The organism is Photobacterium marinum (genome assembly GCF_000331515.1).
Lineage (GTDB): Bacteria > Pseudomonadota > Gammaproteobacteria > Enterobacterales > Vibrionaceae > Photobacterium > Photobacterium marinum.
Map to the genome: position 1 here is coordinate 260,982 of NZ_AMZO01000021.1, position 23,197 is coordinate 284,178.

The 23,197-nt window shown below is 47.9% G+C and carries 19 protein-coding genes; 13 read left to right on the top strand and 6 right to left on the bottom strand.

What is annotated here, in order from left to right:
- Positions 1–11: 11 nt before the first annotated feature.
- Complete coding sequence (locus C942_RS15420) at positions 12–3,155, bottom strand: DNA translocase FtsK 4TM domain-containing protein (RefSeq protein WP_007467255.1); 3,144 nt, start codon at positions 3,153–3,155, stop codon at positions 12–14.
- A 391-nt stretch (positions 3,156–3,546) separates the two neighbouring features.
- Entirely contained in the window at positions 3,547–4,041 is a 495-nt protein-coding gene (gene lrp / locus C942_RS15425; RefSeq protein WP_007467256.1) for a leucine-responsive transcriptional regulator Lrp, read from the bottom strand.
- A 157-nt stretch (positions 4,042–4,198) separates the two neighbouring features.
- On the opposite strand from lrp, the gene ald reads away from it, so the two are divergent.
- The 4 genes from ald (at position 4,199) to cydC (ending at position 10,064) form a co-directional block, all read left to right on the top strand.
- Entirely contained in the window at positions 4,199–5,320 is a 1,122-nt protein-coding gene (gene ald, locus C942_RS15430) for an alanine dehydrogenase (RefSeq protein WP_007467258.1), read from the top strand.
- A 210-nt stretch (positions 5,321–5,530) separates the two neighbouring features.
- The gene (gene trxB / locus C942_RS15435) at positions 5,531–6,493 is read left to right on the top strand and encodes a thioredoxin-disulfide reductase (RefSeq protein ID WP_007467262.1); all 963 of its coding nucleotides are present in this window, start codon (positions 5,531–5,533) and stop codon (positions 6,491–6,493) included.
- Between the two features lie 84 nt (positions 6,494–6,577).
- Positions 6,578–8,350: a heme ABC transporter permease/ATP-binding protein CydD gene (gene cydD / locus C942_RS15440; protein ID WP_007467265.1), complete on the top strand. Its 1,773-nt coding sequence runs from the start codon at positions 6,578–6,580 to the stop codon at positions 8,348–8,350.
- Positions 8,343–10,064 carry a heme ABC transporter ATP-binding protein/permease CydC gene (gene cydC, locus C942_RS15445; protein WP_007467267.1) on the top strand — a complete coding sequence of 574 codons (1,722 nt, stop codon included), beginning with the start codon at positions 8,343–8,345 and terminating at the stop codon, positions 10,062–10,064. The genes cydD and cydC overlap by 8 nt, the downstream gene beginning before the upstream one ends.
- A gap of 65 nt (positions 10,065–10,129) precedes the next feature.
- On the opposite strand, the gene C942_RS15450 is transcribed toward cydC, so the two are convergent.
- Positions 10,130–10,588: a glycine zipper 2TM domain-containing protein gene (locus tag C942_RS15450; RefSeq protein ID WP_036800399.1), complete on the bottom strand. Its 459-nt coding sequence runs from the start codon at positions 10,586–10,588 to the stop codon at positions 10,130–10,132.
- Between the two features lie 139 nt (positions 10,589–10,727).
- Here C942_RS15450 and aat point away from each other — a divergent pair, with 139 nt between their 5' ends.
- From aat to infA, 3 genes are all read left to right on the top strand, one after another.
- Positions 10,728–11,435, top strand: a complete 708-nt coding sequence (gene aat, locus C942_RS15455; RefSeq protein ID WP_036800402.1) for a leucyl/phenylalanyl-tRNA--protein transferase — start codon at positions 10,728–10,730, stop codon at positions 11,433–11,435.
- Positions 11,436–11,437: 2 nt separating this feature from the next.
- Positions 11,438–12,136 carry an arginyltransferase gene (locus tag C942_RS15460; RefSeq protein WP_007467274.1) on the top strand — a complete coding sequence of 233 codons (699 nt, stop codon included), beginning with the start codon at positions 11,438–11,440 and terminating at the stop codon, positions 12,134–12,136.
- 195 nt (positions 12,137–12,331) lie between these two features.
- Positions 12,332–12,550, top strand: coding sequence for a translation initiation factor IF-1 (gene infA, locus C942_RS15465; RefSeq protein ID WP_005493784.1), 219 nt, complete (start codon positions 12,332–12,334; stop codon positions 12,548–12,550).
- A gap of 160 nt (positions 12,551–12,710) precedes the next feature.
- Here infA and clpA read toward each other — a convergent pair whose 3' ends face one another.
- Together clpA and clpS are read right to left on the bottom strand one after the other, a co-directional pair.
- The gene (gene clpA, locus C942_RS15470) at positions 12,711–14,975 is read right to left on the bottom strand and encodes an ATP-dependent Clp protease ATP-binding subunit ClpA (RefSeq protein ID WP_007467281.1); all 2,265 of its coding nucleotides are present in this window, start codon (positions 14,973–14,975) and stop codon (positions 12,711–12,713) included.
- Between the two features lie 47 nt (positions 14,976–15,022).
- Positions 15,023–15,343 carry an ATP-dependent Clp protease adapter ClpS gene (gene clpS / locus C942_RS15475; protein WP_007467283.1) on the bottom strand — a complete coding sequence of 107 codons (321 nt, stop codon included), beginning with the start codon at positions 15,341–15,343 and terminating at the stop codon, positions 15,023–15,025.
- Between the two features lie 225 nt (positions 15,344–15,568).
- Between clpS and cspD the strand changes: the two genes are divergently transcribed.
- Positions 15,569–15,790 carry a cold shock domain-containing protein CspD gene (gene cspD, locus C942_RS15480; RefSeq protein WP_036800406.1) on the top strand — a complete coding sequence of 74 codons (222 nt, stop codon included), beginning with the start codon at positions 15,569–15,571 and terminating at the stop codon, positions 15,788–15,790.
- A gap of 470 nt (positions 15,791–16,260) precedes the next feature.
- Here cspD and icd read toward each other — a convergent pair whose 3' ends face one another.
- Complete coding sequence (gene icd / locus C942_RS15485) at positions 16,261–17,514, bottom strand: NADP-dependent isocitrate dehydrogenase (RefSeq protein ID WP_007467287.1); 1,254 nt, start codon at positions 17,512–17,514, stop codon at positions 16,261–16,263.
- Positions 17,515–17,655: 141 nt separating this feature from the next.
- Here icd and rluE point away from each other — a divergent pair, with 141 nt between their 5' ends.
- The 5 genes from rluE to C942_RS15510 all read left to right on the top strand — a co-directional run bounded on the left by rluE (position 17,656) and on the right by C942_RS15510 (position 23,179).
- Positions 17,656–18,303: a 23S rRNA pseudouridine(2457) synthase RluE gene (gene rluE / locus C942_RS15490; protein ID WP_036800409.1), complete on the top strand. Its 648-nt coding sequence runs from the start codon at positions 17,656–17,658 to the stop codon at positions 18,301–18,303.
- A gap of 323 nt (positions 18,304–18,626) precedes the next feature.
- Complete coding sequence (gene mnmA / locus C942_RS15495) at positions 18,627–19,739, top strand: tRNA 2-thiouridine(34) synthase MnmA (RefSeq protein ID WP_007467293.1); 1,113 nt, start codon at positions 18,627–18,629, stop codon at positions 19,737–19,739.
- Positions 19,740–19,753: 14 nt separating this feature from the next.
- The gene (gene hflD / locus C942_RS15500; protein WP_007467295.1) at positions 19,754–20,371 is read left to right on the top strand and encodes a high frequency lysogenization protein HflD; all 618 of its coding nucleotides are present in this window, start codon (positions 19,754–19,756) and stop codon (positions 20,369–20,371) included.
- A 136-nt stretch (positions 20,372–20,507) separates the two neighbouring features.
- Positions 20,508–21,878, top strand: coding sequence for an adenylosuccinate lyase (gene purB / locus C942_RS15505; protein ID WP_007467298.1), 1,371 nt, complete (start codon positions 20,508–20,510; stop codon positions 21,876–21,878).
- Positions 21,879–22,045: 167 nt separating this feature from the next.
- Positions 22,046–23,179, top strand: a complete 1,134-nt coding sequence (locus C942_RS15510) for a ribosomal protein uL16 3-hydroxylase (RefSeq protein ID WP_036800487.1) — start codon at positions 22,046–22,048, stop codon at positions 23,177–23,179.
- The last annotated feature ends 18 nt before the right edge of the window (positions 23,180–23,197 follow it).

The window sequence follows — 23,197 nt, forward strand, 5'->3', positions numbered from 1 at the left end:
AGTGATTCCATTTAGTCTCGTGGTGGCGGTGGCGGAGCCAATACCTCACGGTTACCATTATGTCCCGGTGCACTGACAATGCCGTGAGCTTCCAATTGCTCAACAATTCGCGCAGCACGGTTATAACCGATCTTAAACTTGCGCTGGACACCAGAAACTGAGCCACGGCGGCTTTCAGCAACAAATGCTGCAACCTGATCAAACAACTGATCCAGATCGTCATCACCACCTACCGGAGTCTCACCTGGCAGCAGACCTTCAGCACCCTGATCGGCATTGAGAATACCATCGATATACTGTGGCTTACCGCGGGCTTTCCAGTCGTTTACTACGTTGTGAACATCGTCATCGGAAGCAAACGCCCCGTGAACGCGCACCGGATGGTTCTGACCTGCTGGCAGATAAAGCATATCACCCATACCAAGCAAAGATTCAGCTCCGCCCTGATCAAGAATGGTTCTTGAGTCAGTCTTGGTAGATACGGTAAAGGCCATACGGCTTGGAATATTTGCCTTGATCAAGCCAGTAATAACATCAACCGATGGGCGCTGAGTCGCCAACACAAGGTGGATACCGGCAGCACGTGCTTTCTGAGCCAATCGAGCAATCAGTTCTTCCACCTTCTTACCGACCACCATCATCAGGTCGGCAAATTCATCAACGATCACCACGATACTCGGCATTTTTTCCAGTCGTGGCGGATATTCATCCATACTGTCACCAGGCTTCCACAAAGGATCATGGATTGGGTGACCAGCAGCGGCGGCCTCTTCCAGCTTGGCGTTGAAGCCGGCCAGGTTACGAACACCGACGGCAGCCATCAGCTTATAACGACGCTCCATTTCACCAACACACCAACGTAGCGCATTGCTGGCATCTTTCATGTCAGTAACAACTTCAGTCAACAGATGCGGGATCCCCTCATAAATTGAAAGTTCCAGCATTTTCGGGTCAATCATGATGAAGCGGCAGTCTTCAGGCTTACACTTATAAAGCAAGCTCACAATCATGACGTTCACACCAACCGACTTACCTGAACCTGTCGTACCGGCCACCAGCAAGTGAGGCATCTTACTCAGATCAGCAACAACCGCTTCACCGGCAATGTCATAGCCCAAAACAATCGGCAGTGCAGCTTTCATGTTCTGGAAGCGCTCACTACCAACCACTTCTGACATATACACGGTTTCACGGTTTACATTCGGTAGTTCCAAACCGATATAAGGCTTTCCCGGAATGACTTCAACCACACGAACAGCAGAAGCTGACAATGCACGCGCCAGATCTTTTGCCAACCCGGAAATGCGGCTAACCTTAACTCCCGGTGCCAGATCCAACTCATAGCGGGTAATAACCGGTCCCGGATATACACCAACCACTTTAGCTTTGATCTTATAATCAGCCAGTTTATTTTCAACGAGCATCGCCGTCTGCTTTAGCTCTTCCTCACTGGCCGGCTGTACATTCTGTTTGGCCGGTGCCAGCAGATCCAACGTTGGCATCGGTGATGTCGGAGCAGGCAAATCCGCCTCTTTCTTCATCAGGAACGGATTATCAAGGCCAGCAGCATGAGCCTCCGCTTTTTGTGCATCCCTGATTTTCTTCAGGAAGGCTTCCTCATCGCTCATTTCCTCTTCATCTTGTTCATGAGAGGCGCGCTCGAGCTCAGACATGCCGTCCTGAACACCAATTTCAATATCATGACTGATAGCCGGAACCTGTTCTTCTTCAACAGCAACCGTATCAGTAACGTTCGTTGTTGATACCTGTTCAGTGACCTGTTCAGTGACCTGTTCAGGTATCGGTTCGCTTATCGTCTCTGATACAGGTTCCGATTCTACGGACTCAGTCTGAACTGAATGTGAATATTCTTCAGGGGATTCAACCACAGATTCCTGTATCGGAGTCAGAACTTCAGTTGAGGCGAAAGCGGAATCAACAACAGGCTCTGACTGGCTGTTTATAGGTTGAGGCTCTGCCACTGGTGACTGCAATTCTGGTGTATGAATCACTGGTTCAGGCTGCGGTTCCGGCTCTCGCTGAACATCTTCCACAGTCAGTGGTGGCTCAACAGTCTGCTGTTCAGAGAAGTCAGAAACCTCAGTTTCTTCCATATAAACAGTGAAATTTTCATCCCGCTCGAGTTCCCGCTCAAGCTCGGAGATTGTCATACCTTTTGCTTGCGTGGTTGAGGTCACAGGGGCCTGCGGTTCAGGAACGTCTGTCGAAGCTTCAGCAATCAGTGTTGCACTATCATGCTGTTCAACAACAGGTTCCGGATGCTGAGCTGTAACAGACCTCGCTCGCTCCGGCATCACAATCTTAGGTTCTGATGATTCATGACTCCAGTCAGGTTCATTCAGCAAAGGTTCTTTATGATCAGCAACTAATACGTCATCGACTTTGTCTTTACTTGGAGCCAGCAGGACATCATCAGCATCATGGGCAAGCTCGGGCTCAGGAGAAAGCTGACTGGCATAAGATGTCTGCTTCTCACCCGGAATTTCAGCCTCAAACGGCGTCAAGGTTTCTGATTTGTCAGAGCGGAACTTATTGAACAACCATGCAAAAGCCTTCAACGTCGTCTCGCCTAAAGTATCGACAACCGTTAGCCACGAAATGCCGGTAAACAACGTAAAACCTACAGCCCAGAAGAACATCAGAACCAGAGTCGTTCCGAGGATATTAAATATCGGCAAGGCCATATTAGAAACCACATCACCGATCACACCACCTGATGAGAAATACCAGATGTCATCAAAATTCAAGTCTGCCAGACCACAGCCGGTAAGAAAAAGCAGGAGAAGCCCCAGTAAACGGGTACCGTAAATCATGTAATCAATAGATTCACGTTCTTCACGGCGACGGAAGAGAATCCAGGCCCCCAAAACTATTGCAGCTGGTAGCGGGTAAGCCAGAGAGCCCAAAGTAAACAAGAAGGTGTCAGCAACTAGTGCACCCAAAGCGCCTGCCTTGTTCTGCACCGGCCCTTCCCAGGCCGTTTGCGACCACGAAGGATCAGCCGGGTCAAAACTGACGAGGGCAATCATGATAAAAATGGCGGCTAAAATCCCCAGGATCAAAAAGCTTTCTAGCAGGCGCTGCCCTCCTGAAAGGCGCGGTTTGGGCTGCTGTTTGCCTTTAATTTTCCTCAAAAAACACTCCGGTGTAACTATCTTCTTATTTTTCGCCTGAACCGATAGCTATCCCCTGCACTATCCGCTTCTTGTGCATGTCAGGATAGTTCGGCGGTTCTCCCGCAATCATTCAGGCGGCTTCAAATCTATCGCACTATCTTATACTACTTAGCGTCACTTTTTGACTAATAAAGAGATGTAAAGGACGATAAAAACCATCCCTCAACATAGCGCTTATCCTATTGTAAACGCGATCGCTTCAGATAAGTTCATCCCTGTGTCAATTAGCCTGACAAGCGCTCAACTTTTAATCACATCGACTCAACAGTAAAATTGATAAGATGCAGAAACAAATCAAGCGGCCGAAGCCGCTTGATTATTGACCGTTAAGACGGTGATGTTGCAGAAATTAGCGAGTCTTAATAACCAGGTTATTGGTCTGCTTAACTTCTTCCATTACAACATAGGTACGAGTATCGTTCACGCCCGGTAAGCGCAGCAGGGTTTCACCCAACAGCTTACGGTAGGCTGACATATCCGATACACGGGTCTTGAGAAGGTAATCGAAATCACCGGAAACAAGGTGACATTCCTGGATATCCTCAAGCTCCTGAACAGATTTGTTAAACTGTTCAAATACGTCCGGGGCACCACGATTAAGCGTAATTTCGACGAATACCAAAAGAGAGGCATCAAGGAACTGAGGATTTAGCAGCGCAGTGTAGCCGCTGATATAACCCTGACGTTCCAATCGGCGAACACGTTCAAGACATGGAGTTGGAGACAAACCTACACGTTTAGATAACTCGACATTTGAAATACGACCGTCTTTTTGCAGTTCATTCAGGATGTTACGGTCAATTCTATCCAATTCCTTGGATGGTTTCTTCTTGGTATCTACCATTTTTTATTCCACCTTCTTACTTCCTTGCAAAAAAATATACTACAACTTTTTAATTTTTAGAATCAAATACTCTGATAGTCAAACTATACTGCCTTTATCTTCGCATTTACAACCTTGTCAATAGCAATTAGAACTACGATGCCAAGGGAGAAGCAGGATGATCATTGGCGTTCCCAAAGAAATTAAAAATCACGAATATCGAGTTGGACTCGTCACCAGCAGTGTTCGTGAACTCGTTTCCTTAGGCCATCAGGTACTCATCGAAACCAATGCCGGTGCAGGTATTGGTCTTTTTGATGAAGACTACCAGGCTGCCGGTGCTTCTATTATTCCAACTGCCAAAGAAGTTTTTACCAGATCAGAGATGATTGTCAAAGTAAAAGAGCCTCAGGCAGAAGAAAGAGCTATGCTCCGCGAAGGACAAATTTTATTCACTTATCTCCATCTTGCACCAGATTTTCCACAAACAAAAGACTTAATCGACAGCAAAGCTATCTGTATCGCTTATGAAACAGTCACGGATCATTACGGAAGATTGCCGTTATTAGCCCCGATGTCGGAAGTCGCCGGCAGAATGTCTATCCAGGCTGCCGCCCAGGCTTTAGAGAATTCTCAGGGGGGACGAGGACTGCTTCTCAGCGGTGTTCCGGGGGTAGAACCGGCGAAGGTCATTATTCTGGGTGGAGGTGTTGTCGGATCCAATGCGGCAAGGATGGCTGTGGGAATGCGGGCAGATGTCACTATTCTGGATCGCAGCCTGGATACACTCAGGGCCCTTGACCGGGAATTTCAGGGCAAGGCCAAAGTTATCTATTCCACCGACGAGGCTATCGATAAGCTGGTACCCGGAGCGGATGCCATTATCGGAGCTGTGCTTATCCCCGGAGCGGCTGCGCCAAAGCTCATTACCGCAGAGCACGTAAAGATAATGAAAGCAGGTTCAGCCTTAGTCGATGTCGCTATTGATCAGGGAGGATGCTTCGAAACATCGAAGCCAACGACTCATACTGAGCCGATATATATTGTTGATGATGTCGTTCACTATTGCGTGGCCAACATGCCGGGAGCTGTAGCCCGAACATCAGCCTTTGCTCTGAATAACGCAACCCTTCCCTATGTGGTTAAACTGGCTCAGCTTGGCTACAAGCAAGCGCTGCTTGATGATCCGGGCTTCCTTGCCGGGCTAAATATCATGCGAGGAAAAGTCACCTATAAGGAAGTCGCTGAAGCCTTCGACCTGCATTTTACCGACCCGGCAGTAGCGATAAGCATGCACTGACTTATCCTGTTGATAAATAGCGACTTCTAACTTTCGGGAAGCTTTTTCAGGCTTCCCGTTTCTGTTTTCAGCAACCTTGCTTTACAACGAATCCTTACCAAGCATGTCATCATCAGGGCGAGACAGACTTGGGACTCTTTCATTACGCCATTAATTTACCTACAATCAGCTTTCTACATGATAATAATCTCATTTCAGCCTGGAGAAGTAATGAGTAACGTAAGACATTGTAAACTGCTCATCCTTGGTTCTGGTCCGGCTGGCTACACAGCCGCTGTCTATGCAGCCCGCGCTAACCTAAATCCGGTGATGGTAACAGGAATGCAGCAAGGCGGTCAGTTAACAACAACCACTGATGTGGAAAACTGGCCTGGTGATGCGGAAGGCCTGACTGGCCCGGCGCTAATGGAACGAATGAAGGCGCACGCTGAAAAGTTCGAGACTGAAATCATCTTCGACCATATCAGCGAAACAGACTTCAGCCAGCGTCCATTCCGCCTAAAAGGCGATAATGGTGAGTACACGTGTGATGCGTTAATCATTGCTACCGGCGCTTCGGCAAAATACCTAGGATTAGAGTCGGAAGAAAACTTCAAAGGCCGTGGTGTTTCTGCCTGTGCAACCTGTGACGGATTCTTCTACCGCAATCAGAAAGTTGCCGTTGTAGGTGGTGGTAACACTGCCGTTGAGGAAGCACTTTACCTTTCCAATATTGCTTCTGAAGTTCACCTTATCCACCGTCGTGACACATTCCGTTCAGAGAAAATTCTGACCAAGCGTCTGATGGACAAGGTTGAGAATGGAAATATCGTCCTGCATACCAACCGAGTACTGGACGAAGTGCTGGGTGATGACATGGGCGTTACCGCCGTTCGTATCAAAGATACTCAGTCTGAGACTACCGAAGATCTGGATGTAATGGGAGCCTTCATTGCAATCGGCCACCAGCCAAATACACAAATCTTTGAAGGTCAGCTAGAAATGGCCAATGGCTATATCAAGGTTCAGTCTGGCACTGAAGGTAATGCGACACAAACCAGCGTTGACGGTATTTTCGCTGCTGGTGACGTTATGGATCATACCTACCGCCAGGCAATTACTTCGGCAGGTACTGGTTGTATGGCAGCACTCGATGCTGAGCGCTTCCTGGATGCCTTAGAAGAACAACAATAATAAATCTGGCCGCTTTTACCTGAAGCGGCCGCAAATGAGCCTTCTCTTTTTCTGATAGCTGCCCGTCGCAGCTCAAGAATTCTTATGGATAAAAAATTACAACGCAATTTAACCAAGTGGTTGAAATCACAGAGCAAACTGGCCAAACGCTGGCTGATTCTAAGTGTCGGACTTGGTTTCCTTTCAGGGTTGCTGCTTATTGGTCAGGCAGCCTTTTTAGCACATATCCTTCACCAACTTATCATCGAACATACTGACAAATATCAGCTGGTCGGCAGCTTTTTCGGCCTGATTGTAATTGTTGGTCTTCGGGCCGTCTGTAGCTGGGGACGTGAAATCTGCGGCTACCGCTGTGGCGAACAAGTTCGTCTCCACATCCGCCAACTTATTCTGAACAGATTACACGCCCTGGGCCCTGCCTACATGAAAGGCAAACCTGCCGGTACATGGGCAAGCCTGGTGCTGGAACAAGTTGAAGAAATGCAGGATTTCTTCGCTCGCTACATTCCACAAATGTCGATTGCGGTACTGGTTCCACTGGTTATCCTGTTTGCCGTGTTCCCGCTGAACTGGGCAGCAGGTTTGGTCTTCCTAATCACTGCGCCACTGGTCCCTATTTTCATGGCTCTGGTCGGGATGGGGGCTGCTGATGCCAACCGACGCAACTTCAAAGCACTACAACGCCTGTCCGGGCATTTTTACGACCGCCTGCAAGGTCTGTCTACACTTCGACTGTTCAACCGTGCTGAAGTTGAAGCTGAGAACTTGCATGCCGCATCGCATGTATTGCGCAAGCGCACCATGGAAGTACTTCGTCTGGCATTTCTTTCATCTGCTGTTTTGGAGTTTTTCTCTGCCATTTCGGTGGCGATCGTCGCCGTTTACTTCGGTTTCACTTATATCGGTGAGCTGGATTTCGGTCACTACGGTACGTCAGTTTCACTCTTTACCGGACTGTTTATCCTGATTCTGGCACCTGAGTTCTACCAGCCTCTGCGCGATCTGGGCACCTTTTACCATGCCAAAGCACAAGCAATCGGTGCAGCGGAATCCATTGTTGAATTCCTGAATACCGAAGCAGATGAGATGTCGGCAGGTTCAGAAGAACTGCCATCGCCGGAAACGATTCAAATCAACGCAGAAAACCTTGAAGTACTAAGCCCTCAAGGTCAGGTGCTGGCTGGTCCGTTAAGTTTTGATATTAACTCCCAGGAACAAATTGCGCTTGTCGGTCCAAGTGGTGCCGGTAAAACCAGTTTGCTGAATGCCCTGCTCGGTTTTCTGCCATACCGCGGCAGCCTAAAAATTAACGGCATCGAACTGAAAGAACTGGACCATAGCGAATGGCGCCAAACTATCAGCTGGGTCGGTCAAAACCCGCTTCTGGTTCATGGCTCAGTACGAGACAACATTACACTCGGTAATCCATTAGCGACTGATGATCACGTAAGCCAGGTAGCACGCCAGGCCTATGCCGATGAGTTTATCGGTCGCCTTGAACAAGGCTACCAGCATCAGGTCAGTGATCGCTCCGGAGGTCTGTCGGTCGGTCAGGCCCAACGAATTGCTGTTGCCCGTGCCATGTTGCAAAACGGTGGCTTCTGGCTGCTGGACGAACCGACAGCCAGCCTGGATGCCAACAGTGAACATCTGGTTCTGGACAGTCTTGCCATGGCTACTAAAGGACAAACGACCCTGATGGTCAGCCATCGACTTGACCAGCTTTCAGTAATGGATCGGGTTCTGGTGATGGAAAACGGCAAGCTGGTACAAAACGGTCACTTCGACCACATTAAACATCAAGGGTTACTGGCTGACATGCTGGCTAATACTGACAAGAGGGATCTCGATGCGTGATTTAATCCCTTACCTGAAACTATATCGTAAACACTGGTTCGGCCTGACACTGGGTATGCTGCTTGGCCTGGCAACCCTGCTGTCTGCCATGAGCCTACTGACTTTGTCCGGCTGGTTTATTGCCGCATCGGCTGTTGCCGGTTTGACGATCGCCCGTGAGACGTTCAACTACATGCTGCCGGGAGCCGGTGTCCGTGGTTTTTCGATGGCCCGAACTGCCGGTCGCTGGGGCGAACGTGTCGTCAGCCACAATGCGACTTTCAAGCTACTGGCAGACCTGCGCCTGTTCTTCTTCCGTAAGCTGACACCATTGATCCCGGGCCGCCAGGCAAACCTTCGTGATGCAGATCTGCTAAACCGCCTGGTTGCGGATGTCGATGCTATGGATCATGTCTACCTGCGTCTTGTCAGCCCACTAATTGTGGGGGTTATCGGGCTACTTACGATAACGGCTTTTCTTGCCTGGTTTGACCTGACTGTCGGACTGATGCTGGGCTTCATCCTACTGCTGCTGATGTTTTCGCTACCGGTTATTTTCTACCGCCTAGGTAAAACTAATGGCGAAGCGCTGACCTATGCCAAAGCCAATTACCGGGTGAAGCTGCTTGACTGGCTTCAGGGGCAAGCTGAGTTACTTCTGTTTAATGCCGAAGAACGCTATCGCGAACAAGCCCTGTCTGAACAGGATACCCTTCTGGCAGCGCAACGAAAGATGGCCAGCCTGACCGGTCTTGCCAATGCTATCCTGATGGCGGCAACAGGCTGGACTTTAGTCTTGATCACCTGGATTGCCGCTGATGGTATAGGCGGAGGAACACCGGATCCGCTCGTTGCTATGGTGGCCTTCGCAACCATGGCAAGCTTTGAACTGATGATGCCAGTTGCCGGTGCGTTCCAGTATCTGGGACAAACGCTGACTTCAGCACGCCGCCTCAATGAAATCATTGAAGCAACACCTGATACGCCGTTTGATCCAGAAGGCCACGAGGCTCAGGTTAACGGTGATATTGCTATCGACGATATCAGTTATACCTACTACGACAGTGACCAACCTGTGCTGAAGAACATTTCTATCAGCCTGAAACAGGGCGAGAAACTGGCTCTGCTCGGCCGTACCGGTTGTGGTAAATCCACCCTGCTTCAACTACTGACTCGTAACTGGGATCCACAGCAAGGTAAAATTAGTATTGATGGTGTTGAGCTACCGAAGTGGCAGGAAGCTTCGCTACGTCAGGCTATCACAGTCGTCAGCCAACGAGTGGACATCTTTAACGGCACCCTGCGTGAAAACCTGCTGATGGCAAAACCTGAGGGCTCAGATAGAGAGTTCAGCAAGGTATTAACGAAAGTCGGCCTTGAGACCCTACTTAAAGGTAAAGGTCTGGATACATGGCTTGGAGAAGGTGGTCGTCAGCTGTCCGGTGGTGAGCGTCGTCGTATCGGGATTGCCCGTGCTCTGTTGCATGATGCCCCTATCCTGCTGATGGATGAACCAACCGAAGGTCTTGATCGCCGAACTGAGCAGCAGATCATTTCTTTGTTAATCGAGCATGCAAAAGAGAAAACCGTTCTGTTCATCACCCACCGCCTGGTCGGTCTTGAAGAGATGGATCAGATTTGCCTGATGGACGAAGGGGAAATCATTGAGCGCGGTAAACACACTGAATTGCTGGCGCTGAATGGCCGCTATACTGAACTGTGTAACCGAATCTAAGATCCGTTGATACAAAAAAAAGCGAGAGCCAAATGGCTCTCGCTTTTTAGTTTTTTCTTTCAGTATCAGAATGTTTTATCAACCCTGACACCGTCGTCGAAATACAGAATCCGGACACTGTCACCACGTTGGAAAAGCATTTGCTGATCAACATCCTGTATTACATCAATCAACTGTCCGTCTTCTGCTTTAATCAAAATTTCAACCAAACGGTAATTCACAATTTTCTGAGTCGGTTGACGATGGTGAGCAATACTGGCTCCGGCGACCGCACCAACAGCTGTCGCGACTTCACGTCCGCTGCCGCCACCGAACTGATTACCTACCAAGCCGCCGATAACACCACCTAACAAGGTTTCCCAGCCATTACGCTGTGAGTTCACGACTTCCTGATGGGTTATATAGCGAACAGAGTCAACTTCCCCGAAGACTACCTGATTGACGGTACGGGCTTCATTTCGGTTATACGGTGCAGCAGTCACTGCTATTGGTAGTAATAGCAGTAACATTAATAGCCTTCTCATTTTATAATTTCCCCAAGACTGGTAATTTATCCTTATTTTATGCTCTGACCGACCTAATAAACAGAGATAGCATGCGGTAAATATTCCGACAGCTTTTCAGGCCGGCAACACTATTTTCAAAACCAGATACACAGAACTTATGGCAATTTACTTACCGGAGCTTGACCCGGTGCATATTCAATTCCCGGTGACCGAAACGGCCCTGGATGAACCCAATGGCTTGTTGGCGTTCGGTGGTGATTTACGCCCGGAGCGACTGATCTCAGCCTACCGTCACGGTATCTTTCCATGGTACTCCGATGGCGAACCCATTCTCTGGTGGAGCCCGGCCCCCCGTGCCATCTTTCTTCCGGATCAGTTTAAGCCCAGCAAAAGCCTGCGTAAGTACTTCCGAAAATCAGGGTATCAGGTCACCCTGAATAAAGCCTGTCACGAGGTAATCCGACTGTGTGCCGACAGCCGCGGGGCGGAAGAGACCTGGATCACCGATGAAATGAAGCAGGCCTACCAGCTGATGCATAACCTCGGGCACTGTCACTCAGTGGAAGTCTGGCGCAACGACGAACTAATCGGGGGCTTATACGGCATTCAGGTCGGCACCATTTTTTGCGGTGAGTCTATGTTCTCGCTGGCAGATAACGCCTCGAAAATAGCCCTGTGGATATTCTGTCAGCATTTCACAGCTCATGGCGGCACTCTGATCGACTGTCAAATCATGAACGACCACCTTGCTTCACTCGGCGCTGTCGAAATTGAACGCGGACCTTTTATGCAATTTTTACAATTGCAAAGAGATGCCATACTTAAAGAAGGCTGTTTCCAACCGCGGGAGCTATATCAGGCATAATCATGACAAGCTATAACAAACTTTCACTTCGGATTGGCCTTACCCCTGTGTCGCCATGTAATTATTTACCAGATGAACAAGAGCAGTTAGGCGTGGTGATGGATCATCACTGGCTGACAGCACCGGGTTATGGCGTACTGATTGCCTCGGGATACCGTCGCAGCGGTACCGCCGTTTATCGTCCGATGTGTCAACAATGCCATGCTTGCACTCCACTCCGGATTGACTGTGAACACTTCACACCATCCAAAAGCCAGAAACGACAGCTAAATCAGATGAAACAGCTGCGCTGGGAATTTAAAAGCGAGCTCGATAATAATTGGTTTGAGCTCTATGAAAAATATATCCGGGCCCGACATGCTAAAGGGAGTATGTACCCGGCCAACCGTGAGCAATTCTATGATTTCTGTACCGCAGAGTGGATGGATACTCTGTTCCTGCACGTCTATGAAAACGATACTCTAGTGGCCGTTGCTGTCACAGATGTGTTTCATGACGCGCTCAGTGCGGTATACAGTTTTTTCGACCCCGACTCTCATTTATCTCTCGGTACATTTTGTGTGTTGTATCAAATCCGATACTGCCAGCTAACCGACAGAAAATGGCTCTACCCCGGCTACCAAATCGATGACTGCAAGGCAATGAACTATAAAGTTCGCTTCAAGCCTTACCAGAAACTACTTGATGGTCACTGGCAATAAACATTCATTACATTGATTTGTGTTTACGTAGTACCCAATTCGGCAAAAAAATGGAGAAAATACGTTTTAATAGGTCACAGTAGCTGACAAAGGATTAGAGCAAGGGTAAAATTGCGGCCTAAACTTTACACTTAAACAGTTTCGAGGCATTATCCAGCCCGATCAGAAGAATGGCTGGTAGCCTAAGAGGATTCAATGGCAAAAGAAGACGTAATTGAAATGCAAGGTACTGTACTTGATACACTACCTAACACTATGTTCCGCGTTGAGCTGGAAAACGGTCACGTAGTTACCGCTCACATCTCTGGTAAAATGCGCAAGAACTACATCCGTATTCTTACTGGTGACAAGGTGACTGTGGAGCTGACTCCATACGACCTGTCTAAAGGCCGCATCGTCTTCCGCGCGCGTTAATCTTGTACCAAGATTAAAGAGACAAAATAAAACCCGGCATGAAGGCCGGGTTTTATTTTATCTGAAAATCCATTCAGCCTATCAAGCTGGATGATAATCACGTGAATCAGCGTAAAAAATAACCGCCATAAAGGCGGTTATTTTTATTACTTAGTAGCGATTAATGAACAGGTTCCATCTCGCTACTGAATTGGAAATCCAGCTTGTCATCGACCAAGTCAACTCGCACAGAGCCTCCGTTGACCAACTCGCCGAATAACAACTCATTAGCCATTGGCTTCTTAAGGTTATCCTGAATTACCCGTGCCATCGGACGAGCACCCATAGATTTATCGTAGCCTTTATTTGCCAACCACTCACGGGCAGCCGCAGACACTTCCATTGAAACACCGCGGGCATCCAACTGAGCCTGCAGTTCAACAATGAACTTATCCACCACCTGAGAAATAACCTCTTTTTCAAGATGGTTGAACCAAATGATACCATCGAGACGGTTACGGAATTCCGGCGTAAACACTCGCTTGATTTCAGACATCGCATCATGGCTGTGATCCTGCTGGATCAAACCGATCGACTTACGTACTGTCTCTGTCACACCAGCGTTGGTTGTCATCACCAAAATAACGTTACGGAAATCCGCTTTGCGACCGTTGTTATCAGTCAGCGTACCGTTATCCATAACCTGTAGTAGCAGGTTGAAGACATCCGGGTGAGCTTTCTCGATTTCGTCCAACAGTACAACAGAGTGCGGACTCTTAATAACCGCATCAGTCAATAGCCCCCCCTGATCGAAACCAACATAACCCGGAGGCGCACCGATCAGACGGCTCACAGTATGGCGCTCCATGTATTCAGACATATCAAAGCGCAGTAGTTCAATGCCCAGTGTGCGAGCAAGCTGAACGGTTACTTCTGTCTTACCGACACCGGTCGGACCGGCGAACAAGAATGAACCAACAGGCTTATTCTCTTCCCCCAGACCTGCACGGCTTAGCTTAATAGCTTCAGATAGAGCATCGATAGCCTCATCCTGACCGAACACCAGCATTTTCAGCTTCTCATCCAGAGTCTGCAGAACATCTCGATCACTCGATGATACTGACTTCTCTGGAATACGCGCCATTTTGGCAATCATTGCCTCAATGTCGCTGACATTAACGGTTTTCTTACGCTTGCTGGCCGGAGCCAGACGGCAGCGAGCACCCGCCTCATCAATAACGTCAATTGCCTTATCCGGCAGGTGACGCTCATTGATGTATTTGGCCGACAATTCAACAGCCGCACGAATTGCCTTATTGGTAAAGCGAACTTCGTGATGAGCTTCGTACTTCGGCTTCAGACCCATCAGGATCTTAGTGGTGTCATCCAGTGACGGCTCTACAATATCAATCTTCTGGAAGCGGCGTGACAGCGCACGTTCCTTCTCAAAGATATTGCTGTATTCCTGATAAGTCGTTGAACCCATGCAGCGGATCTTACCGCTACTCAACAGCGGTTTGATCAAGTTAGCCGCATCCACCTGGCCACCAGAAGCTGCACCGGCACCAATGATAGTATGGATTTCATCAATAAACAGGATGGCATGCTCTTCTTTTTCAAGCTGCTTCAAGATGCCTTTGAAACGCTTCTCGAAATCACCGCGATACTTAGTACCGGCAAGCAATGAACCGATATCCAGCGAGTAAATCACACAATCTTTGATGATATCCGGCACCTGGCCTTCAACAATGCGCCAAGCCAGACCTTCAGCAATCGCAGTCTTACCCACCCCGGCTTCACCTACCAGCAACGGGTTGTTCTTCCTGCGTCGGCACAGTACCTGTACCGTTCGTTCAAGTTCAAAATCACGACCAATCAACGGATCGATACCACCGGCACGTGCCAACTGGTTCAGGTTAGTCGCAAAATTTTCCAGTTTATCTTCAGAACCCTGCTCTGCACGCGGCTCATCACCGCCCACATCCGGACCATTCAGATCGTCGTTATCACTGTCTTTAACTGTACCGTGAGAAATGTAATTAACGACATCAAGACGACTAATGTCACTCTTCTTAAGCAGATAAGCTGCATGAGATTCCTGTTCACTAAAGATCGCCACCAGCACGTTTGCGCCGGTCACTTCGCTCCGACCAGAAGACTGAACATGGAAAACCGCACGTTGAAGAACACGCTGGAAGCTCAGTGTTGGCTGAGTTTCACGACTTTCATCATCTGCCGGAATCAAAGGTGTGGTCTGTTCAATAAATGAATCAAGCTCTTTACGCAGCTTATCCAGATCCGCACGACAAGCTAACAGTGCCTCTTGCGCTGCGGCATTTTCCAACAATGCCAAGAGCAAATGCTCGACAGTCATAAACTCATGGCGCTTTTCTCTCGCTCGTGCAAAAGCACCGTTCAAGCTAGCTTCAAGTTCTTTGTTTAGCATAAGGCACCTCCCCTAAATACCACTTAATTATGGTGTGCCGGAAAAAGTCAGGCTTTTTCCATCGTACACAGTAGCGGATGTTCATGCTCCTTTGCATACATCATCACTTGTGCCACCTTCGTCTCGGCGACTTCAGCGGTAAAGGTTCCACATACTGCTTTCCCTTCATAATGCACAGTAAGCATCAACTGTGTTGCTTTCTCCAGATCCATGGAGAAGAACTTCTGTAACACTTCTATCACAAAATCCATCGGAGTGTAATCATCATTGTTTAAAATTACTTTATACATCGATGGCGGCTTAACCTGAGTCTCTTCCTCGTCTAGTACATCAGACTCAGGAATAATCCATTCATATAACTTGCTCATAGTCTCATCTTAGTCATTTGTTCAAGTGCTTGCTACATCATCTCACGTACAACCACGCATTTTATGAAAATGTTATAATATGCACTTGACTGTCTAGCTCATTTTACTAAAGTGTAACCTGTATTTGATATTAACTGCATCAAAATAGCATTAGTATGCAAATCGTGTTAAAAGAAGTGGCTACTAATGCAAAATGGAACTTGAATGCAAAGAGGGATGTAAAGCATGGCAACAGGTACAGTTAAATGGTTTAACAACGCAAAAGGCTTCGGTTTTATCTGCCCAGAAGACGGTGAAGGCGATATTTTTGCACACTATTCAACTATCCAGATGGATGGCTACCGAACTCTCAAAGCGGGCCAACAAGTCAACTATACGGTTGAAACTGGGCCAAAAGGTTACCATGCCAAAGAGATAGTCCCGGTTGAAGCTGATGCTATGAAGTAAACCACTTCAACTTTGTACGTCATTTCCAAAAGGTGAGCAAAAGGCTCGCCTTTTCTTTACCTGATACAAATACTTCGCAGCCTTAAGAGGCTATCACTCTCTCTACTCGACACCGGTTCCGGGCGAAAAACAAGTTCCAATAGTGAATAATTAATGAATATTTTCGCCTTCATTTATTAACATTTTTATAAACAATCCCAGGCTATTTACCCAATCACCTTTTATCATAAGCTAAAATCTCACTGCGAACATCAACGTTCAGCCACTCATAGTAAAAATGAGGGGTACCGTCTCAATTTCAATCATTTAATACGATAACTTTGATGTCGAGCCACTATATCTCCATTAATTTGGGCTGTTCTCAAACGAGTAACAACACTCTGATTGGATCGATTATTGTTCTGTTTGGTATCAAACAAAAATGCCCGGCCAAGGCCGGGCATTTCGTGATGATTCAAAGTCGGTATGACTTACTTCATCTGCTCAATCATATCGTCAGCAAATTCAGAACACTTACGGAGCGTCGCACCATCCATCAAACGCTCGAAGTCATAAGTTACAGTCTTATTACTGATAGCCGCTTCCATCGAGCTGATGATCAAATCAGCAGCTTCTGTCCAACCCATATGACGCAGCATCATTTCAGCCGAAAGGATCAGAGAGCCAGGGTTAACTTTATCCTGACCAGCATACTTAGGAGCAGTACCGTGTGTCGCTTCAAACAGAGCCACACCATCACCGATGTTGGCACCCGGAGCGATACCGATACCACCAACCTGCGCAGCAAGAGCATCAGAAATATAGTCACCGTTAAGATTCATAGTTGCGATCACGTCATACTCGGCAGGACGCAGCAGGATTTGCTGCAGGAATGCATCGGCAATGCAGTCTTTAATAATAATTTCTTTGCCGGTATTCGGATTTTTCATCACCATCCACGGGCCACCATCCAGCAGCTCTGCACCGAACTCAGCAGCAACTTCATAGCCCCAGTCCTTAAAGGCACCTTCGGTGAACTTCATGATATTGCCTTTGTGAACCAAAGTCAGTGAATCGCGGTCATTATCGATCGTGTATTGAAGAGCGGCACGAACCAGACGTTTTGTACCTTCTTCTGAAACAGGCTTAATACCGATACCACACTGCTGTGGAAAACGGATTTTGGTAGCACCCATTTCTTCCTGCAGAAACTGAATAACTTTATCTGCTTCTTCTGTACCGGCCTGATATTCGACACCGGCATAAATATCTTCCGAGTTCTCACGGTAGATAACCATGTCAGTCAGTTCAGGTTGCTTAAGCGGGCTTGGTACACCTTCAAAATAACGAACAGGACGAGCACAAATATACAGATCCAGCTCTTGGCGAAGAGCCACATTAAGAGAGCGGATACCACCACCGACCGGGGTAGTCAGCGGTCCTTTAATTGCAACTTTGTACTCTCGGATGAAATCCAGGGTTTCTTGAGGCAACCAGGCATCTTCGCCATAAACTTGTGTAGATTTTTCACCCGTATAGATTTCCATCCATTCAATCTTACGGTCGCCGCCGTAGGCTTTATCTACAGCCGCATCGACAACTTTAATCATTGCAGGGCTTACATCAACCCCGATACCATCACCTTCAATATATGGGATAACCGGGTTGTTAGGAACGACCAGTTTACCTTGTGCGTCCAGAGTAATCTTATGACCATTTGCTGGTACAATTACTTTACTATCCATTTAAATCTCCTAGCGTCCATTTGTTATCTTTTTGTAAGATGCGCGCAAATCATACTTGAAATTTTATCGATACGCCACTCAGGATGTTTTTCGCGTATAATATGCCCGTCAACTTAGTATTCCTTGTATAACACGCTATTTATGAAGCCAAACACCTCACCTCGTCAACAAAGACGTTCAACTAATGAGCGTAGAACATCAAGAAGAATTAATAAACCTAAACGTCCTCGTGGACCACAGAAGATCATTTTATTTAACAAACCATATAACGTTTTGACCCAGTTCACCGGCGAACCGGGAGATAAAACACTGTCTGATTTCGTCCCGGTAAAAGACATTTACCCGGCAGGAAGGCTGGATAAAGACAGCGAAGGTCTACTGGTTCTGACTAACGACGGCGTCCTCCAGGCACGACTGACCCAGCCGAAATCCAAGCAGGCAAAAGTGTATTGGGTTCAGGTCGAAGGCTCACCAACAGAAGAGCAGCTCGATCAACTCCGAAAAGGCGTCACCCTAAAAGACGGGCCGACTTTACCTGCTGGCGTTGAGCGCATGGAGGAGCCAACGGTATGGGATCGCGTTCCGCCGATCCGTGAAAGAAAAAATATTCCGACAACCTGGCTGGCAATCACTCTAAAAGAAGGCCGAAACCGTCAGGTTCGCCGCATGACTGCGCATATCGGTTTCCCTACCCTGCGTCTGATCCGTTACCAAATGGCTGACTGGACAGTTGACGGGCTTGCGCCGGGCGAATGGCGTGAAGTTAAGCTCCCGACTAACGGCGAATAACTTCTGATCAAACAATCACCTGCCGACAACTGTTGTCGGCAGCTCTCCCATTTTGATTTAAAAAAGCTACACATTCTTACTGGCATCTACTATCATACCACCACGCAAACGTTTGCGTGACATTTAAAGCAAAGTAACTAGTTAAGAACAAAGACATTATTATTCTTGGCTCATGCTGGCTTAGAGCCCAGAAAAAACGATGGTGAACAGAGATCAAAAAAGCCAATAAAATTATTAAAGTGTGATTCTGCTCTCGCTCTGTTTCAGTAAAAAGCTTTCTGTTAGAATTACGCTCTTAACACCATTAATGATTGAAGAGAAATATGTCAGATAACAGCCAGAAAAAAGTCATTGTCGGCATGTCCGGCGGCGTTGATTCCTCTGTATCCGCTTACTTGCTGCTTCAACAGGGCTACCAAGTGGAAGGCCTGTTCATGAAGAACTGGGAAGAAGACGATAATGAAGAGTACTGCTCAGCAGCAGAGGATCTCGCAGACGCACAAGCTGTATGTGACAAACTAGGTATTCACCTGCACACCATCAACTTTGCAGCTGAATACTGGGACAATGTCTTCGAGTACTTCCTTGCAGAATACAAAGCAGGCCGTACTCCGAACCCTGACATTCTTTGCAACAAAGAAATCAAGTTCAAGGCATTCCTGGAGTTTGCCGATGAAGTTCTGGAAGCCGACTACATTGCGATGGGTCACTACACTCGCCGCAGCTTCCCGACTCAGGAAGGCGAGAAGCCACAAATGCTTCGCGGTGTCGACAATAACAAAGACCAGAGTTACTTCCTGTACACACTGAGTCACGAGCAGATCGCGCGCAGCCTGTTCCCGGTAGGTGAACTGGAGAAACCAGAAGTTCGCCGCATTGCTGAAGAACAAGGTCTTGTAACAGCAAAGAAAAAAGACTCAACCGGTATCTGCTTTATCGGTGAGCGTAAATTTACTGAGTTCCTGAGTAAATACCTGCCGGCACAGCCAGGCAAGATTGAAACCGCCGAAGGTAAAGAGATCGGCGAGCACCAGGGACTGATGTACCACACTCTGGGCCAACGTAAAGGCCTGCATATCGGTGGACAGAAAGGCGGTAACGGCAGTGAAGACCCATGGTACGTTGTCGACAAAGATGTTGAGCGCAACGTACTGATTGTTGGTCAGGGTAAAGATCATCCGCGCCTGAAATCAGAAGGCCTTATTGCTTCCCAGCTTCACTGGGTTGATCGCCAGCCTATCCGTGAAACGCTGAAGTGCACAGTGAAAACCCGTTACCGACAGCAAGATATCCCATGTACCATCATCCCTATCGATGATGAAAACATCAAAGTTATCTTTGATGAGCCTCAAATTGCTGTAACACCGGGCCAGTCTGCTGTGTTCTACAACGGCGACGTATGTATGGGTGGCGGTATTATTGAGAAGCGAATCTAAAGGAGTTGTCGCACGTGGCACACACTTTATATGACCGTACTATCGCATTTGCAGGTATTTGCCAGGCAGTAAAACTTGTCCAGAAAGTGGCCCGCGACGGCCACTGTGACAACGATGCGCTGGACGCTTGCCTTAACAGTATTCTTGTTACTGACCCGGCAAATACCCTGGAAATTTTCGGTAGCGAATCGAATTTGCGCATTGGCCTGGAAACGCTGTCAGACGAAATCGACAATACACCGTCTGGCAATGAAATTACGCGTTACCTGGTCAGCGTTATGGCACTGGAACGTAAGTTGTCCAGCCGTCGTGACAGCATGGCACAACTGGGTGACCGAATTGATACGGCGAAACGTCAGGTTGATCACTTCGAGCTGCTTGAAGACCAAATGATCAGCAACCTGGCCAGCATTTACCTTGATATCATCAGCCCGCTGGGACCTCGTATCCAGGTTACAGGCACACCGGCGCACCTGCAGCAGCAAAGCGTTCAGCATAAAGTGCGAGCCCTGCTGCTGGCTGCTATTCGCTCAGCAGTACTGTGGCGTCAGGTTGGCGGTAAACGTCGTCACCTGATCTTTGGTCGCAAGCAGATGGTCGAGCAAGCCAAAATCCTGCTGGCCCGCTGCTAACCTTTTTAATTGATCCTGCCCTTATCCGGCATGTTCATTTTTGTCGCCCTGCCTGTGTCGTAAACCTTTTACAGATACAGCCCGGCGATTTTGTAACACATTGTATTAACCCTCTAATTAATCAGGAGAGAGCAACATGGAACTGTCAGCATTGACTGCTGTTTCCCCGGTAGACGGTCGCTACGGAAGTAAAACAAGTGTACTTCGCAGCATCTTCAGCGAATTCGGCCTGCTTAAGTACCGCACCATCGTTGAAATCCGCTGGCTACAAAAACTGGCTGCTACTGATGCTATCGTGGAAGTTCCTGCATTCAGCGACGAAGCAAACGCGTTCCTTGACCGTATTGCTGCTGAGTTTAGTGAAGAAGATGCGCTTCGAATCAAAGCAATCGAGCGCACAACTAACCACGACGTAAAAGCTGTTGAATACTTCCTGAAAGAAAAAGTTGCAGAAGTACCAGAACTACACGCAGTGAACGAATTCATTCACTTTGCATGTACATCTGAAGATATCAACAATACTTCCCATGCACTCATGCTGCACGAAGCACGTGAGACAGTAATCCTGCCTGAAATCCGCAACGTCATCGATGCAATTAAAGCTCTGGCAAACGAATACCGCGAAGTACCTCTGCTTTCTCGTACCCACGGTCAGCCAGCTTCCCCATCAACAATGGGTAAAGAAATGGCAAACGTTGCATACCGTATGGAGCGTCAATTCAAGCAAATCAAAAACGTTGAAATTCTAGCGAAAATCAACGGTGCTGTTGGCAACTACAACGCACACCTTTCTGCTTACCCAGATATTGACTGGCACCAATTCAGCGAAGAGTTCATCACTGAATCTCTTGGTGTGACTTGGAACCCGTACACAACCCAGATCGAACCACACGATTACATCGCTGAACTGTTTGATGCTATTGCACGCTTCAACACTATCCTGCTGGACTTCGACCGTGACGTATGGGGCTACATCGCACTGGGCCACTTTAAGCAGAAGACAATTGCCGGTGAAATCGGCTCTTCAACTATGCCGCACAAAGTGAACCCAATCGACTTCGAAAACTCTGAAGGTAACCTGGGTCTGGCTAACGCTATCTTTGCTCACCTTGCACAGAAGCTACCTGTTTCACGCTGGCAGCGTGACCTGACTGACTCAACAGTGCTTCGTAACCTGGGTGTGGGTTGTGGCTACGCTATCATTGCTTACACTTCAACTCTGAAAGGTATCAGCAAGCTGGAAGTTAACCAGGCTGCACTTGAGGCTGAGCTAGACAAAAACTGGGAAGTACTGGCTGAGCCTGTACAAACAGTAATGCGTCGCTACGGTATCGAAAAACCATACGAGAAACTGAAAGAACTGACTCGCGGTAAGCGTGTTGACGGTGAGGGCATGCGTAACTTCATCGACGGCCTAGAGCTTCCTGAGCACGAGAAGACCCGTCTGAAAGAGATGACGCCAGCTAACTACATCGGTGATGCAGTGAAGCTGACTGACAAGCTGTAAAGCATAAACGTCATGAATTATCCAAGGCCGGCATCATGTCGGCCTTTTTATTGCCTCAAACGCAGCCCTTCCCCCTTGTTTCAAAATAACAGCCACCAGCAAGTACCAATACGGTTAGTAAGTAATGCGCTATAATCGCGGCAATGCTCAACAACAATAATGACTATATGTATCAGCTGACTTTTTCATTTGAAGAATTCCTTGCCGAGTACTGGCAGAAAAAACCGACCATTATTAGAGGAGGATTTAATGATTTTGTCGATCCTATCAGCCCCGACGAATTGGCTGGTCTGGCAATGGAAGAAGAAGTCGATTCCCGTTATATCGCCAAGCGCGGTGACGAGTGGGATGTACACCACGGGCCGTTAACCTTCGATAAGGTACCAGAAAATAACTGGTCTTTCGTTGTCCAAGCTGCAAACCACTGGCATGAAGGCGCAGCTCGCCTTGTTACACCTTTCCGCCAGTTGCCAAACTGGCTGCTTGACGATCTGATGATCAGTTACTCCACTCCCGGTGGCGGCGTTGGTCCTCATATCGACCAGTATGATGTATTCATCATTCAGGGGTCAGGTAAGCGCCACTGGCGCGTCGGACCTAAATCAGATGATTACGAAGAAAAGTGTCGGCATCCTGCTCTACGCCAAATAGAAGACTTTGAGTCAATCATTAATGAAACGCTTGAGCCCGGCGATATCCTATATATCCCACCAGGCTTCCCACATGATGGTTACGCAATCGAAACCTCAATGAGTTTCTCTGTTGGCTTCCGTTCACCGAAAAAACAAGAGCTTCTGAGCAGTTTTGCTGACTTTGTTATTGCCAACGAGATAGGCGATTCCCACTACCACAACCCGGATTTACCAGCTCGAGAAAACAGTGGTGCAATCCTTGATACAGAATACCGGGCTCTTGAAGGAATGATGCGCAGTCTGCTTGATGAACCAGAAAGACTGAAACAGTGGATGGGGGAATACCTCAGCAATAGTCGCCACGAACTGGATATCATTTCCGCGGAACCGCCATGGCAGATCAGTGAAACTTACCAGTTCCTTGAAGAGGGGGAAATCATCAAGCGCCTTGGTGGCCTACGTGCTTTCTATTATCCGGAACAGCCCCATATTCTTTATATCAACGGAGAGCGTTTTGAACTACCACCTGAATGCGGCCACGCGGCAGGTTATCTGTGCGATGAGGAACAGATAACCCGTGAGCTGCTAGGTAAGCAGCTGGATCACCCGGCCTTTATGGCTCTGCTGACTCAGCTTATCAACCTTGGTTACTGGTACCCTGTCGAATAACCCACACCAATCCCATTC